The 14,272-nt window shown below is 74.3% G+C and carries 13 protein-coding genes; 8 read left to right on the forward strand and 5 right to left on the reverse strand.

The genetic code is table 11. The annotated features are described in order from the left end of the window. Positions 1-59: 59 nt before the first annotated feature. The 3 genes from AC069X_RS07660 to AC069X_RS07670 form a co-directional block, all read right to left on the reverse strand. Positions 60-899 carry a GNAT family N-acetyltransferase gene (locus AC069X_RS07660; protein ID WP_478726152.1) on the reverse strand — a complete coding sequence of 280 codons (840 nt, stop codon included), beginning with the start codon at positions 897-899 and terminating at the stop codon, positions 60-62. A 272-nt stretch (positions 900-1,171) separates the two neighbouring features. Continuing rightward, positions 1,172-1,972 (reverse strand): PaaX family transcriptional regulator, encoded by an 801-nt coding sequence (locus tag AC069X_RS07665; RefSeq protein WP_478726154.1) that lies wholly within the window; start codon positions 1,970-1,972, stop codon positions 1,172-1,174. Between the two features lie 4 nt (positions 1,973-1,976). Further along, complete coding sequence (locus AC069X_RS07670; RefSeq protein WP_478726155.1) at positions 1,977-3,596, reverse strand: AMP-binding protein; 1,620 nt, start codon at positions 3,594-3,596, stop codon at positions 1,977-1,979. A gap of 135 nt (positions 3,597-3,731) precedes the next feature. On the opposite strand from AC069X_RS07670, the gene AC069X_RS07675 reads away from it, so the two are divergent. Both AC069X_RS07675 and AC069X_RS07680 read left to right on the forward strand, forming a co-directional pair. Continuing rightward, positions 3,732-4,856, forward strand: a complete 1,125-nt coding sequence (locus AC069X_RS07675) for an acyl-CoA dehydrogenase family protein (protein ID WP_478726157.1) — start codon at positions 3,732-3,734, stop codon at positions 4,854-4,856. Next, positions 4,853-5,251, forward strand: a complete 399-nt coding sequence (locus AC069X_RS07680) for a RidA family protein (RefSeq protein WP_478726159.1) — start codon at positions 4,853-4,855, stop codon at positions 5,249-5,251. Before AC069X_RS07675 ends, AC069X_RS07680 begins: the two co-directional genes overlap by 4 nt. Positions 5,252-5,254: 3 nt before the next feature. On the opposite strand, the gene AC069X_RS07685 is transcribed toward AC069X_RS07680, so the two are convergent. Together AC069X_RS07685 and AC069X_RS07690 are read right to left on the reverse strand one after the other, a co-directional pair. Further along, complete coding sequence (locus AC069X_RS07685; protein ID WP_478726161.1) at positions 5,255-5,464, reverse strand: tautomerase family protein; 210 nt, start codon at positions 5,462-5,464, stop codon at positions 5,255-5,257. 35 nt (positions 5,465-5,499) lie between these two features. Then, positions 5,500-6,246 carry an SDR family NAD(P)-dependent oxidoreductase gene (locus AC069X_RS07690; RefSeq protein ID WP_478726163.1) on the reverse strand — a complete coding sequence of 249 codons (747 nt, stop codon included), beginning with the start codon at positions 6,244-6,246 and terminating at the stop codon, positions 5,500-5,502. Between the two features lie 115 nt (positions 6,247-6,361). Between AC069X_RS07690 and AC069X_RS07695 the strand changes: the two genes are divergently transcribed. The 6 genes from AC069X_RS07695 (at position 6,362) to AC069X_RS07720 (ending at position 14,270) form a co-directional block, all read left to right on the forward strand. Further along, on the forward strand, positions 6,362-7,270 hold the full coding sequence (locus tag AC069X_RS07695) for a LysR family transcriptional regulator (RefSeq protein ID WP_478726165.1): 909 nt from the start codon (positions 6,362-6,364) through the stop codon (positions 7,268-7,270). 222 nt (positions 7,271-7,492) lie between these two features. After that, positions 7,493-9,889 carry a collagenase gene (locus AC069X_RS07700; protein ID WP_478726167.1) on the forward strand — a complete coding sequence of 799 codons (2,397 nt, stop codon included), beginning with the start codon at positions 7,493-7,495 and terminating at the stop codon, positions 9,887-9,889. A 93-nt stretch (positions 9,890-9,982) separates the two neighbouring features. Then, positions 9,983-11,137 carry an NAD(P)/FAD-dependent oxidoreductase gene (locus AC069X_RS07705; RefSeq protein ID WP_478726168.1) on the forward strand — a complete coding sequence of 385 codons (1,155 nt, stop codon included), beginning with the start codon at positions 9,983-9,985 and terminating at the stop codon, positions 11,135-11,137. A 330-nt stretch (positions 11,138-11,467) separates the two neighbouring features. Further along, positions 11,468-11,782 carry a (2Fe-2S)-binding protein gene (locus tag AC069X_RS07710; RefSeq protein ID WP_478726367.1) on the forward strand — a complete coding sequence of 105 codons (315 nt, stop codon included), beginning with the start codon at positions 11,468-11,470 and terminating at the stop codon, positions 11,780-11,782. Then, positions 11,763-13,262 carry an FAD/NAD(P)-dependent oxidoreductase gene (locus tag AC069X_RS07715; protein WP_478726170.1) on the forward strand — a complete coding sequence of 500 codons (1,500 nt, stop codon included), beginning with the start codon at positions 11,763-11,765 and terminating at the stop codon, positions 13,260-13,262. The genes AC069X_RS07710 and AC069X_RS07715 overlap by 20 nt, the downstream gene beginning before the upstream one ends. A gap of 75 nt (positions 13,263-13,337) precedes the next feature. Continuing rightward, positions 13,338-14,270 (forward strand): dihydrodipicolinate synthase family protein, encoded by a 933-nt coding sequence (locus AC069X_RS07720; protein ID WP_478726172.1) that lies wholly within the window; start codon positions 13,338-13,340, stop codon positions 14,268-14,270. Positions 14,271-14,272: the final 2 nt, after the last annotated feature.

Here is a 14,272-nt window from a genome sequence, read left to right on the forward strand (position 1 = left end):
CCGGTGCCTGGTGCCTGGTGCCCGATGCCCGCGGCCCGCCCGGTGCCCACGGCCCGGGGTCAGACCGCCTCCAGTACGACGCGGTCCTCTACCGGGGCGTAGCCGAGGCGCTGGTAGATCCCGTTGCTGGTGGGGTTGGCCAGGTCGGTGAAGAGCAGCACCTGCTCCGCGCCGGCCGCGTACGCCGCCCCGCTCGCCGCGTGCGTCACCCCGGCGGCGTAACCGCGGCCCCGGTCGGCGGGCGGCGTGTAGACGGGGCCGATGCGGGAGGCGGAGCCGATCGGGCGGGAGAAGCCGGCGAGCGACACCGGCCGGCCGTCGTGTTCCCAGAGCAGGAACCCGCCGTAGGAGAGCCGGTCGCGCAGGGCGGCCTCGGAGGGGGTGGCGGGGATCCCGCACTCCCGGTCGAAGGCCTCGACCCACTCCAGCAGCAGCGGCAGGTCCGCCTCGGTGGCGCGCCGGGCCCGGCCCTCGGGGGCGGGGTCGGGAGCGGCCAGGGTGCCCAGCCGGTAGAGGCGGAGCTCCTCGGCGACGCGGGTCGGCGTCCCCCAGGCCGCCGCCAGCTCGGTGGCGTCGGCGCGGCGGGCGTTGAAGCCGGTGACGCGGGTGCGCAGCGGTTCGGTGCCGAGGGCGCCGCCCAGTTCGCGGACCGCCTCGGCGGGCACCGCCCCGAGCAGCAGCGGGAAGGGCGGGGTGCACAGCAGGGCCCCGGCCACGGAGCCGTCGGCCGCCGTCCACCAGCCGAAGACGGGGTCGGTGGGGCCGAATGCCCTCGGGCCGCGCCGCTGCAGCGCGTCGATGACGGTCAGCAGGGTGGTGTTGACGACGGGATGCGCGGCCACGGCGGGGCGCGCGGCGTCCAGATAGGCCGCCAGGTCAGTGCTGAAGGTCCATGTCATGCCCCATCGTGACCGGGCGTGGGCGGCGGCCGCACCGGGTTTTCCCGGGGCGCGTCCGGGGCGGCGGGCGCTCCCCCGGGCGGGGGAGGAGATCCCCCCGCGTGGGGGAGGGGCGGGGGGCGGGGCGCTGGGATCTTGGGAGGACGAACGGGAAAGGGGCCCCGCCGGCCGTGGCGGGCGGGGCCGTGGGACGAGGAGGAACCACCATGAGCAGGTACACCGCGCCGGTGACGCCGTACCCCGCCGCCGGGGCCCGCCGGGGCGTGCGGCCGCTACGGCTGGACGAAGCGGGCGCCCGTGTCGCGCAGCCGGGAGTGGAGCTCGGCGAAGACCGCCGCGGACCGGTCGCCCGGCCAGTCCGCCGGGAGCAGTTCGCGCGGCAGGCCCGGATCGGCGTACGGGAGCCGGCGCCAGCTGTCCAGGGCCGGCAGGTAGGTCCGGTAGGCGGCCTCCGGGCCGGGCTCGGGACCCGAGTGGAGGGCGCGCAGGGCCGGCTCGTGCAGGTCGAGGAACTCCTCGTGCTGCTTGGCCAGCGCCGCCAGGTCCCACCAGCGGGCCACCGCCTCGGCGGTGGGGGCGAAACCGGCGTGGGCCCCCTGGAAGAGCTCGACGTAGGGCGTCAGGTGCAGCCGCTCCAGGGTGTTCCGGGTCTCCCGGGCCACCTGGGCCGGGGCGATCCAGACCCCCGGGGCCACCGAGCCGAAGCCGAGCCGGGCCAGCCGCGAGCGCAGCAGGTGCCGCTTGTGCCGCTCCTGCTCGGGCACGGAGAAGACCGCGACCAGCCACTCCCGCGACACGGCGTCGGCGCCGTAGATCCGCCGGTCGCCGTCCTCCAGCAGCAGCCGGGCCTCCTCCGAGAGCGCGTAGGCGGCCGAGCCGTCCGCGGACTTCGCGGGCTCCAGGAAGCCGCGCCGCTTCAGCCGGGACACCGAGGAGCGGACGGAGGGCGCGTCGACCCCGGCCGCGCCCAGCAGGCGGACCAGTGCCGACACCGGGACGGGCCCGTCGAAGGACCGCCCGTAGGCTCCGTAGAACGTGACGATCAGAGATCGCGGGGTGTGCTGCTCGACCACGGCTTCACTTTAGATCGCGGAGCCGGAAGCGCTGAAGCTTGCCGGTGGCGGTGCGGGGCAGGGAGGGCAGGAAGACGAAGGAGCGCGGGCACTTGTGCGGGGCCAGCTCCCCCTTCATGAAGGTCCGCAGGTCCTCCTCGGTGAGCACCACCCCGTCCCGCAGGACGGTGTAGGCCACCACGACCTGCCCGCGCCGTTCGTCGGTGCGTCCGACCACCGCCGCCTCCACCACGTCGGGGTGGCGCAGCAGGGCCTCCTCCACCTCGGGTCCGGCGATGTTGTAGCCCGAGGAGATGATCATGTCGTCGGCGCGGGCGACGTAGCGGAAGTAGCCGTCGGGGTCGCGGACGTAGGTGTCCCCGGTCAGGTTCCAGCCGTCGCGGACGTACTCGCCCTGCCGGGGGTCGGCCAGGTAGCGGCAGCCCACCGGTCCGCGTACCGCCAGCAGGCCCGGCTCGTTGTCGGCTACGGGCCGTCCTGAGGGGTCCACCACCCGCGCCTCCCAGCCGGGCACCACCCGGCCGGTGGTGCCGGGGCGGATGTCGCCGTCGGCGGCGGAGATGAAGATGTGCAGCAGCTCGGTGGCCCCGATGCCGTTGATGATCCGCAGTCCGGTGCGCTCGTGCCAGGCGTGCCAGGTCGCGGCGGGCAGGTTCTCGCCGGCCGAGACGCAGCGGCGCAGTGCCGACAGGTCGTAGGCGCCCGTGTCGTAGGGGCCCAGGGTGTCCAGCATCGACCGGTAGGCGGTGGGCGCGGTGAACAGCACCGTGACCCGGTGTTCGGCGAGGGCGGGCAGCAGCACCCGGGGCGTGGCCTGTTCCAGCAGCAGCGCGCTGGCGCCGGCGCGCAGCGGGAAGACGACCAGTCCGCCGAGGCCGAAGGTGAACCCGAGTGGCGGACTGCCGGCGAACACGTCGTCGGGGCGCGGGCGCAGGACGGTGCGGGAGAAGGTGTCGGCGACGGCGAGGAGGTCGCGGTGGAAGTGCATGCACCCTTTCGGGCGGCCCGTGGTCCCGGAGGTGAAGGCGATCAGGGCCACGTCGTCGGCGGAGGTCTCGACGGCCCGGTAGGGGGCGGTGCGGGCCTCGGCCAGCCGCAGCAGGTCGTCCTCGTCCCGGCCGCCGTAGGGGGTGATCCGCAGTCCGGGTACCGCGGCCTTGGCCAGGTCGTCGAGGGCGCTGACATGGCACAGGGCGTGCCGCACCCGGGCCATGGAACAGACGGTGGCCAGCTCCTGGGCGCGCTGCTGGGCCAGTACGGTGACGGCCACCGCGCCCGCCTTCATCACGGCGAGCCAGCAGGCCGCGAGCCAGGGGCCGGTGGGCCCGCGCAGCAGCACCCGGTTGCCGGGGACGACGCCCAGGTCGAGGGTGAGGACGTGGGCGAGGGCGTCGACGCGCTCGCGCAGTTCCCCGTACGACCACACCCCGCCGGCGCCGTCGCGGAAGGCGGGCCGGTCCGGTCCGAACCGCTCGACGGTGGCGTCGAGCAGCTCGGCGCCGCAGTTCAGCCGGTCGGGGTAGGCCAGTTCGGGCAGCTCGAAGAGGAGCTCCGGCCAGGCGTGGGCGGGTGGCAGGTGGTCGCGGGCAAAGGTGTCGGCGTGAGCGGATGGCTTGAGCTCCAAGGCGGGTTCGCCCCCTTGCAACGTCCGGATTTTTGGGGTGGAGCCGGCCGTGCGAATGCCTTCCGAGCGTATCGTGATGGTGACGGCAGTCAACAGGACGCGATAAGAGTGTCGACAGGACTTGGGGGCATTCGGATGGCCGGATTCGCGCTCGGGGCGGAACAAGAGGAATGGTGCGGCCGGTTGCGCGCCCTGTCGCGCGAGCGGCTGAGGCCGCTCGCCGAGAAGGGCGAGCCCGGACGGGTGAACCGTCCCCTGCTCGCCGAGCTGGGGGAACTGGGCCTGCTGGAGAAGGTCTTCGGCTCGGGGGCGCTGGAGCTGTGCCTGCTGCGGGAGTCCCTCGCCTACGGGTGCACCGAGGCGGAGACGGCCCTGGCCCTCCAGGGGCTCGGAGCCCATCCCGTGCTCAAGTCGGGCAGCGCGGCCCAGCGGGAGCGGTGGCTGCCCGGGGTCCGGGCGGGGAGGCACGTGGCGGCGTTCGCGCTCAGCGAGCCGGGCGCCGGCTCCGACGCCGCCGCCCTCGCCCTGGCCGCGCACCCGGACGGCCCCGGCTGGCGGCTGGAGGGCGGAAAGTGCTGGATCTCCAACGCCCCCGAGGCGGACTTCTACACCGTCTTCGCCCGTACGGGCGAGGCCCCGGGGGCGAAGGGCATCACCGCCTTCCTGGTCCCGGCCGGCCGGCCGGGGCTGACGGGCGAGGCCCTGGAGATGCTCTCCCCGCACCCGATCGGCTCGCTCGCCTTCGACGGCGTGCCCGTCGGCCCCGAGGACGTACTGGGCGTGCCCGGGCAGGGGTTCCGCGTCGCGATGGACACGCTGAACCTCTTCCGGCCCAGCGTGGGCGCCTTCGCGGTCGGCATGGCGAGGGCCGCGCTCGACGCGACCCTCGCCCACACGGCCGGCCGCACCGCCTTCGGCGGGGTCCTCGCCGACCTCCAGGCGGTCGCGCACCGGGTGGCGGAGATGGCCACCCGCACCGAAGCCGCCCGGCTGCTGGTGTACGCGGCGGCCGGCGCCTACGACGGAGGCGCGCCGGACGTCCCCCGGCGGGCCGCCATGGCCAAGCTCCTCGCGACGGAGACGGCCCAGTACGTGGTGGACCACGCCGTCCAGCTGCACGGCGCGGCCGCCCTGCGCCGCGGCCACCTGCTGGAGCACCTCTACCGGGAGGTGCGCGCCCCCAGGATCTACGAGGGTGCCAGCGAGGTGCAGCGCACCGTCATCGCCAGGGAGCTCTACCGGGAAGCGGGGGCGCGATGAACCCCGAGCGCATCAACCCGCCGGAGCTCTCCCCGGCCACCGGGTTCTCCCACGCGGTGGCCGCCACCGGCTCGCGGATCGTCTTCCTGGCCGGCCAGACCGCACTGGACGGCTCCGGGAAGGTGGTCGGCGACACCCTCCCCGAGCAGTTCGAACGCGCCCTGGCCAACCTGCTGGCCGCCCTCGCGGCCGCCGGCGGCACCCCCTCCGACCTGGCCCGGGTGACGGTGTACGCGGTGGACGTGGAGGCCTACCGCGCCCACGCCGCCGAGCTGGGCCGCGTCTGGCACCGCCTCGCGGGCCGCGACTACCCGGCGATGGCCGTGGTCGGCGTGGTCCGCCTCTGGGACACCGAGGCCCAGCTCGAACTGGACGGCATGGCGGTCCTCCCGTAGGCGCTACGCGGTGGCCGTCCTGCGGCGGTACTCCGCGGTCGGGACCCCGCCCACGCCCCAGTCCTCCAGGGCGACCTCGTCGATGAGGACGAAGGTGGTGGCGGGGTCCTTGTCGAGGACCCTGACCAGCAGGTCGGTGACTCCGGCGATGATCTCGGCCTTCTGGGCGGCGGTGGCGCCCTCCCGGGTGATCCTCACGTTGACGTACGGCACGGCGGTGCTCCTTTCGTACAGGGGGTGGCGGGGGGTCAGGGGCGGCCGGTCACGTGGCCGCCGTCGACGCGCAGGGCGTGGCCGGTGACGAAGGAGGCGCCCGCCAGGTACAGCACCGCCTCGGCGACCTCCGAGACCTCGCCGACCCGGTCCAGCAGGGCGAGACCGCCGAAGGAGTCCACGTCCGCCCCCGCGTGCAGCGGGGTGCGGATGATCCCCGGCGCGACGAGGTTGACGCGGATGCCGTCCGCCGCGAGCTCGGCGGCGAGGCTGGTGGTCAGCGCGTGCACCCCGGCCTTGCTGACCACCGGCGCCGAGGCCGGGAAGCCGGCGATGGCGTGGTCCACCAGGGTGGTGCCGATGTTGACGACGCTGCCGCCCCGGCCCTGCGCCCGCAGGGCCCGCACCACGGCCTGCGTGGTGAGGTAGGTGCCCTTGAGGTTCCCGGTGAGGAAGCCGTCGAGCTCCTCCTCGGTCACCTCGGTGAAGGGCTTCGGGGCGAACGTGCCGGCGTTGTTGACCAGGACGTCGATCCGGCCGAAGCGCTCCAGCGCGGTGCGCACGAGCAGTTCGCCGGTCTCCGGTGCCGCGATGGCCCCCGAGGCCCAGGCCGTGCGGCCGGGCTCTCCGAGATCGGCCGCGGCCTTGGCGAGGCGGTCGGGATCGCGCCCGTTGAGGACGACGTTGGCCCCGTCGGCCAGGAAGGCCCGGGCGATGTCCAGGCCGATGCCGCTGGAGGAGCCGGTGATCAGGGCGGTGGGGCGGCTGGTGGTGTCGGTCATGTTCCTGATGCCTTTCGGGCCGGATCGGTGTGCCGCGAGGGGCGGCACCAGAAACGTATGAGCCCTCAACCGATAACACCACGACGGAAATTGGAGCATGAGATAATCCGGCGTTATGGATGTGGATCTGCGGGACCTGGAACTCCTCGACGCCACCGCCGAGACGGGTTCGCTGACCGCCGCCGCCGAGCGGCTCTACGTCAGCCAGCCCGCGCTCAGCCAGCGGCTGACCCGGCTGGAGGACCGTCTCGGGACACGGCTGTTCGACCGGCGGGGCCGCCGCCTGGTGCCCAACGCGGCGGGCCGCCGGATGCTCGTCGCCGCCCGCCACGTCCTGCTCGAACTGGACTCGGCCGCCCGCGACCTGCGGGACATCCGCGACGGCCACGACCGCCGGGTCCGCTTCGCCGCCCAGTGCAGCACCACCTTCCCGTGGCTGCCGCCCGTGCTGCGCGCCTTCCGCGAGCGCGAGCCCGGCATCGAGGTGCGGATCGACACCGTCCCCGACGACGCCCCGATCCCGGCGCTGCTCGAGAACAAGGTCGACGTCGCCCTCGTCACCAAGCCGGACGCGCAGATGGACCGGGTGACGCTGACCAGGCTCTTCGACGACGAGATGGTCGCGGTCGTCCCCGCCGGCCACCCCTGGGCGGCGCTGCCGCATCTGACCGCCCGTGACTTCGACGGCGCCAGCCTGGTCCTCTACGACTTCTACGACCAGAAGCGGATCCCCGCCGTCCCGCTGCCGGTGCCCCCCGGGGCCCGGCCCGGCCGGATCACCACCATGCCGGTGGTGACCGACCTGGTGGTCGAGATGGTGGCGGGCGGCCAGGGGGCGACGGTGCTGCCCAACTGGGTGGCCGCCCCGTACGCGGCCTCGCACGGCCTGGCGCTGGTCCGGATCGGCGAACGGCCCCTGACCCGCACCTGGTTCTGCGCCACCCGGCCCGGCCCCCACCCGCCCCACCTGGAGAGCTTCGTGGCGGAGCTCCTCGCCCAGCTGAAGACCCCCTTCACCGGCTGATCCCCGGAGGGGCCGGACGGGGCTGAACCGGCAGGCCGGGGCTGCCGGTCGCGGAGGTTCCCTCAAGAAGTACTGAACTGGTGTGCGCACAGGTCTTGCCAGTGCAATTTCACATTACTATGTTACAGCTCACATCGCGGCACGTTAATCCCCGTCAAACGCCGTGTGACGCAAGCCAGTTCACGCACCTTTCCCCCACCTCCCTCCCAACAGGAGTCATCGGTGTTCCAGCACAGAGCCGTGCGTACCTCCCTGCTCTCCACCGCCGTCGCGGTCACCCTGGTCGCCACCGCGGGCCAGGCCTCCACCCAGGCCGCCGAGCGGTCCACCCCGGCCGCCGCCGCGGGCACCTTCTCCGCCGGGGCCCGGGCCGCGGAGGCCACCGCGCCCAACCCCTTCGACGAGGTCGACCGCCTGGCCGACGCGAAGCCGCTCGTCCCGGCGCCCGCACCGGCCCCCGGTGGCGGGGCCGTCACCGACGGCCGGGTCCCCGGCGCCGTTCCGGTCGTGGAGGCCCCGGGTTCCACCGCGAGCGCCGAACGCACGGAGAAGAGCCGCGAGTCCGCCCAGGCCGCACCCACCGCGAAGAGCGTCGCGGGCGGCGTCCCCTGCACCCTCGACGGGATCAAGAACCTCACCCCGGAGCAGTTCGCCGACTTCCTCGGCGACCCGGCCGTCACGGCCGACGGCTGCCTGCGCGGGCTGATCTGGACCTGGGACGCCCGTCTGGCGCCCGTCATGTCCGACGCCCACGTCCAGGCCGTCTCCCGCCGGATATCCGGCCTGGCCGCCGCCCACGACGGCCGCAACTCCTCCCACCTGGAGGAGATGTTCACCTACCTGCACGCCGTCGCCTACCACGACTTCTCACGCGACGAGATCGACGTCACCGACGCCCCCACCACCGCCGCGATACGCCAGGCCATCGACGCCTTCGGCACCGCCGCGCGGACCTTCGACGTCACCCCGTCCAACGCCCGCACCCTGCGCGAGGCCCTCTACGCCGCCGGCCCGGGCCTGCGCCAGCACCAGCTCGGCCTGGTCAAGAAGGTCCTGGCCACCATGGACCCGGCCCACCCCGCCACCCACCTCGACGCCGGCTGGGCCGGGGCCGTCCTCGCCGCGCTGTCCACCAACTACCTGGGCGTCTACCCGGGCAACCAGGACACGGCCTTCCACGCGGCGGTCGCGGGGGACGCCTCGTACCGCGCCGCCTTCAAGGCCTTCGCCGATTACACCCACCTCAAGGGCACCGGCAACGCCTGGGTGGTGCGCGACGCCCTCAGCGAATACGCCCGCTTCGGCCAGGTGGAGGGCCTGCGGGACCAGGTCGTCGCCGACCTCGGCACCATGCTGGAGCGCGTCAAGGCGAACTTCGGCAGCGAACCCTGGGCCAAGATCGTCTCCTGGCTCAACTTCTACGGCGCCTGCAAGCAGTACGGGGTCTGCAAGGAGGACATCGAGAAGCAGATCTTCCCGTACACCTACACCTACGACAACGGCGCCATCAAGGTCCGGACCGCCCTCGACAAGACCACCGTCGACCAGCTCTACTACGCGAGCAAGCAGGTCAAGTCGCAGTTCCACCGGGTCATAGGCACCGATCAGCCTCTCGCCGGGGACCCGAACGACACCCTCAACATCGTGCTCTACGCCTCCCGCGCCGACTACGAGAACTACCACCCGATCCTGACCGGCTACGGCACGGACAACGGCGGCATCTACATCGAGAACGGCGCCACCTTCTACACCTACCAGCGCCGCGTCCCGCAGGACTCCTCCCTCACCCTCGAAGAGCTCTTCCGTCACGAGTACACGCACTACCTCAACGGCCGCTTCGCCGTCCCCGGCTTCTTCGGCCAGGGCCCCTGGTACGAGGGCGACCGCACCACCGCCATGGACGAGGGCACCGCCGAGTTCTTCGACGGCGCCACCCGCGACAACGGCATCGCCGTCCGCAAGTCCCTGGTCAAGAGCATCATCAACGACACCGCCGGCGGCGGCCCCCGCATGACCGTCGAGCAGGTCCTGAACGCGACCTACGACGGCGACGGCTTCCGCTTCTACAGCTACGCGGGCACCTTCTTCGAGTTCCTGTGGACCGAGAAGCCCTCGCTGCTCCGTGAGATGTACGGGTACCTGCGCGCCAACGACGTCGCCGGGTACGACGCGTGGCGCCACCGCACGGGCGCGGACACCTACCTCCAGCGCGACTACGACCGCTTCCTGGACGCCCAGATCGCCAAGGTGGACCAGCTCTACGTCCCGAACACCACCTTCACCCCGAACGAGCGGCTGCGCGACACGGCGCTCGCCTCGGTGAAGTCCTCCTTCGCGACGGCCACGTACAACACCCCCGACTGCGTGGAGAACGGCGACCCGAACAAGCGCCGTTTCACCTGTACGGGCCGGATCACCGCGAACCTGAAGAACTGGCGCAGCGACGACCAGAACTTCAAGGACATGTCCGAGACGGTCGACTACTTCATCCTCGACCGGGCCGGCGCGGCCTCCAACAACCTGGCCGACATGAACTGTTCCTTCGGTCCGGTGGAGATCTGGGACAACAAGGCGGCGGGCACCTCCTCCTACAGCTGCGAAGGCCCGCTCCGCAGCTGACCGCGCGTCCGGCCGGCCCCTTGCCGGGACGGGGGGAGGGGCCGGCCGGGCACACCCTAGGCACCCTCAAAAGAATGTGACATATTACTGACCATGGACGTCGTGATCATTGGCGCCGGCGTCGTCGGAGCCGCGTGCGCGTACTACGCCGGCCGCTCCGGCCTCTCCGTGGCGGTGGTGGACCGGGGCCCCGTGGCGGGCGGCACCACCGGCGCGGGGGAGGGCAACCTGCTCGTCTCCGACAAGGAGGCGGGCCCCGAACTCGACCTCGCGCTCCTCTCGACGCGGCTCTGGCGGGACCTCGCGGCCGAACTCCCCCGAGCCGTCGAGTACGAGCCCAAGGGCGGCCTGGTCGTCGCCCCGGACGACACCACCCTCAAGGCGCTGCGCCACTTCGCCGAGGGCCAGCGCACCGCCGGGGTCGTCTCCACCGAGGTGGGCCCTGATGCCCTGCACGACCTCGAACCCCACCTCGCCCCGGGCCTGGCGGGCGGCTTCCACTACCCCCAGGACGCCCAGGTCCAGCCCGCCCAGGCGGCGGCCCGGCTCCTGAAGGCCTCGGGCGCCACCCTCCACGTGGGCGAAGAGGTGACGGAACTCCTCACCCGCGACGGCAGGATCAGCGGCGTCCGCACGCCCCGCCGAACCCTCCGCGCCCCCCACGTCGTCAACGCGGCGGGCACCTGGGCCGGTGCCGTCGCCGGTCTCGCGGGCACGCACCTCCCGGTCCTCCCCCGCCGGGGCTTCGTCCTGGTCACCGAACCCCTGCCCCGGGTGGTCCGGCACAAGGTCTACGCGGCCGACTACATCGCCGACGTGGCGAGCGACTCGGCGGCACTCCAGTCCTCGGCGGTGGTGGAGGGCACCCCCTCGGGCCCGGTCCTCATCGGCGCCACGCGCGAACGCGTCGGCTTCGACCGCACCCTCTCGACCGAAGCCCTCCGCCGCCTCGCCGGCCAGGCCGCGGCCCTCTTCCCCGTCCTGGCGGACGTCCGCGTCATGCGCGCCTACCACGGTTTCCGCCCCTACCTCCCCGACCACCTCCCGGCGATCGGCCCCGACCCCCGGGTGCCGGGCCTCTTCCACGCCTGCGGCCACGAGGGCGCGGGCATCGGCCTCGCCCCGGCGACGGGCGCCCTCATCGCGGCCGCCCTGACCGGAGCCGAGCCCCCGACGGCCCCGCACCCGTTCCGCCCGGACCGGTTCCCGGAGGGGGCGGGGACGGGGCGGGGTGCCGTCCGGGACTAGGGCCTGTCGTCAAACTTCCGTCTGCCCCGCGACGCCTGGCACGCGCTCTCGCCGCACCGGGCGGAAGCCCGAGTACGTCCAGTACGAGGGCTGCCGCCCGGCACGCCGAGAGCACGCACCAGACGCCGCGGGGCCGCCCTCCGGGCGACGACGGCAGTTTGACGACAGGCCCTAGAACGAGACGAATGCGGCGCGTGGTACCGCTCCGCGACCGGGCCCGGAACGGGAGCCGGACATCCAGGCCCGTCCCGGACGGCACCCCACCCCGGCATCGCCCCCGACCCACCACACCCCCGCCCGGCCAGGGCAGACGCACCCCCGAGGAGATCCCTGATGCGCAGCCCGCGCGAGCTGGTGGGCGGCAGCCCGGCGGCCACGTTCCGCCTGGCCTTCGACGGCCGGGAACTCCCGGCCCAGGAGGGCCAGTCCATTGCCGCCGCGCTCTGGGCCGCCGGCGTCCTGGCCTGGCGCACCACCCGCGAGGGCGGCACCCCCCGCGGCGCCTTCTGCGGCATCGGCGCCTGCTACGACTGCCTCGTCACCGTCAACGGCCGCCCCAACCAGCGGGCCTGCCTCGTCCCCGCCCGCCCCGGGGACTCCGTCACCACCCAGGAAGGCACCGGCCATGCCGACCTCACCGTCTGACAGCACCACCCCCGCCGACCTCGCCGTCGTCGGCGCCGGCCCCGCCGGCCTGGCCGCCGCCGTCACCGCCGCACGCCTCGGCCTGCGCGTCACCCTCCTCGACGCCGCCGACCGCCCCGGCGGCCAGTACTACCGCCACCCCGCACCCGGCCTCGGCGCCACCCGCCCCCAGGCCCTGCACCACGGCTGGCGGGCCTTCGCCACCCGCGAAGCCGCCCTCCGCGCGCACCGGGCGGCGGGCCGCATCACGTACCTGCCCCGGCACCACGTCTGGACGGTGGTACCCGACGGGGCGCGGTGGACGCTCCACGCCGTGGCGGGCCACGGCCCCGACGAGGCGCCGGCGGCCGTCCGCGCCCGCCACGTGCTCCTCGCCACCGGTGCCTACGAGCGGCAACTGCCCTTCCCCGGCTGGACCCTCCCCGGAGTCGTCGGAGCCGGCGGCGCCCAGGCCATGCTGAAGAACAACCTCGTCCTGCCCGGCCGCCGCGTCGTCGTCGCGGGCTCGGGCCCGCTCCTCCTCGCCGTGGCCGGCTCCCTCGCCGCCGCCGGAGCCGCCGTCCCCGCGGTCGTCGAGGCCGCCTCGTACACCGCGTACGCCCCCCAGGCGCCCGCCCTCCTGCGCAACCCGGCCAAGCTCGCCGAAGGCGCCACGTACGGTGGTGCCCTGCTGCGCCACGGCATCCGCCTGCTCACCCGGCACGCCGTCACCGAGGCGCACGGCGGCGACCGGGTCGAGGCCGTCACCGTCGCCCGGCTCGACGGCGACTGGCGCCCCCTGCCCGGCACCGCCCGCCGGATCCCCTGCGACGCCCTGGCGGTGGGCCACGGCCTGGTGCCCCAGCTGGAGCTGGCCACCGCCCTCGGCTGCGTCACCCGCGGTGCCGCCGACGGCACCGCCGCCCTGGAGGTGGACGCCGAGCAGCGCACCTCCGTCCCCGGCATCTGGTCCGCGGGCGAGACGGGCGGCATCGGCGGCGCCGAACTCGCCCTCGCCGAAGGGGAGATCGCCGCCCACTCGATCGCAGCCCACGCGATCGCGGCCGAAGCCCGCACCGCGCCCCCCGCCCCCGCCGCCCTCGTCCGCCGCCGCGCCCGGCTGCGCGCCTTCGCCGCCGCCATGGCCGCGGCCCACCGCCCCGGTCCGGGCTGGCCGGACTGGCTGCGCGAGGAGACCGACGTGTGCCGCTGCGAAGAGGTCCCGGCGGGCCGGATCCGCGAGGCCGTGGAGGAGCTGGGCGCGCGGGACGGCCGTACGGTCAAGCTGCTCACGCGGGCCGGGATGGGCTGGTGCCAGGGCCGGATGTGCGGTCCGGCCGTGGCGGCGCTGGCCGGCGGCGACGGGGCCACCGCCGCCGCCGACCGCCGTCCCCTGTCCTGCCCGGTCCCGTTGCGCCACCTCGCGCGGCTGGAGCCGCCGGCCGAGCCCGCCGCCGGGCCGGCCCGTCCGGACCCCCAACTTCCCGCCCCGGGCGCCTGATCGGCCCGTCCGGACCCTTGTGGCCGACTCGCACCCACTAGTAAAATGTCACACACCACACTAGGGAGTCCTTCGATGAACCACGCGCCCACCCCCACCCCCGCGCCCAGCCCCGACACCCGCACCCGCCCCTGGCACGGCATCATGGTCGCCACCGCCCTGCCCCTGCGTGCGGACCTCTCCGTCGACTACGACGCCTACGCCGAGCACGTCGCCTGGCTCGTCGCCAACGGATGCGACGGCGTCGTCCCCAACGGCTCCCTCGGCGAGTACCAGACCCTCACCGACGAGGAGCGGGCCCGCGTCGTCCGCACCGCCGTCGAGGCCGCGGGCGACGGAGCCCGCGTCATGCCCGGCGTCGCCGCGTACGGCAGCGCCGAGGCCCGCCGCTGGGCCGAACAGGCCGCCGAGGCCGGGGCGGGGTCCGTCCTGCTGCTGCCGCCCAACGCCTTCCGCGCCGACGAGGAGACCGTCCGCGCCCACTACGCCGAAGTGGCCCGGGCAGGCCTCCCCGTCGTCGCGTACAACAACCCGTACGACACCAAGGTGGACCTGACGCCCGCCCTCCTCGCCCGGCTCCACTCCGACGGCAGCATCGTCGCCGTCAAGGAGTTCAGCGGCGACGTCCGCCGCGCCTACGAGATCGCCGAACTCGCCCCCGGCCTCGACCTGCTGATCGGCGCCGACGACGTCCTGCTCGAACTCGCGCTCGCGGGCGCCGTCGGCTGGATCGCCGGCTACCCCAACGCCCTGCCGCGCTCCTGCGCCAGGCTGTACCGGGCCGCCGTCGAGGGGGACCTCACCACCGCGCTGCCGCTCTACAAGTCCCTGCACTCCCTGCTCCGCTGGGACTCCAAGACCGAGTTCGTCCAGGCCATCAAGCTCTCCATGGACCTCGCCGGACGCCCCGGCGGCACCACCCGCCCGCCCCGCTCCCCGCTCACCGGGGAGACCGAGGCGGCCGTACGGGCCGCCACCGAAAAGGCCCTGGCCGAGGGCCTCGACTAAGC

Source organism: Streptomyces sp. NPDC043896 (assembly GCF_056435605.1).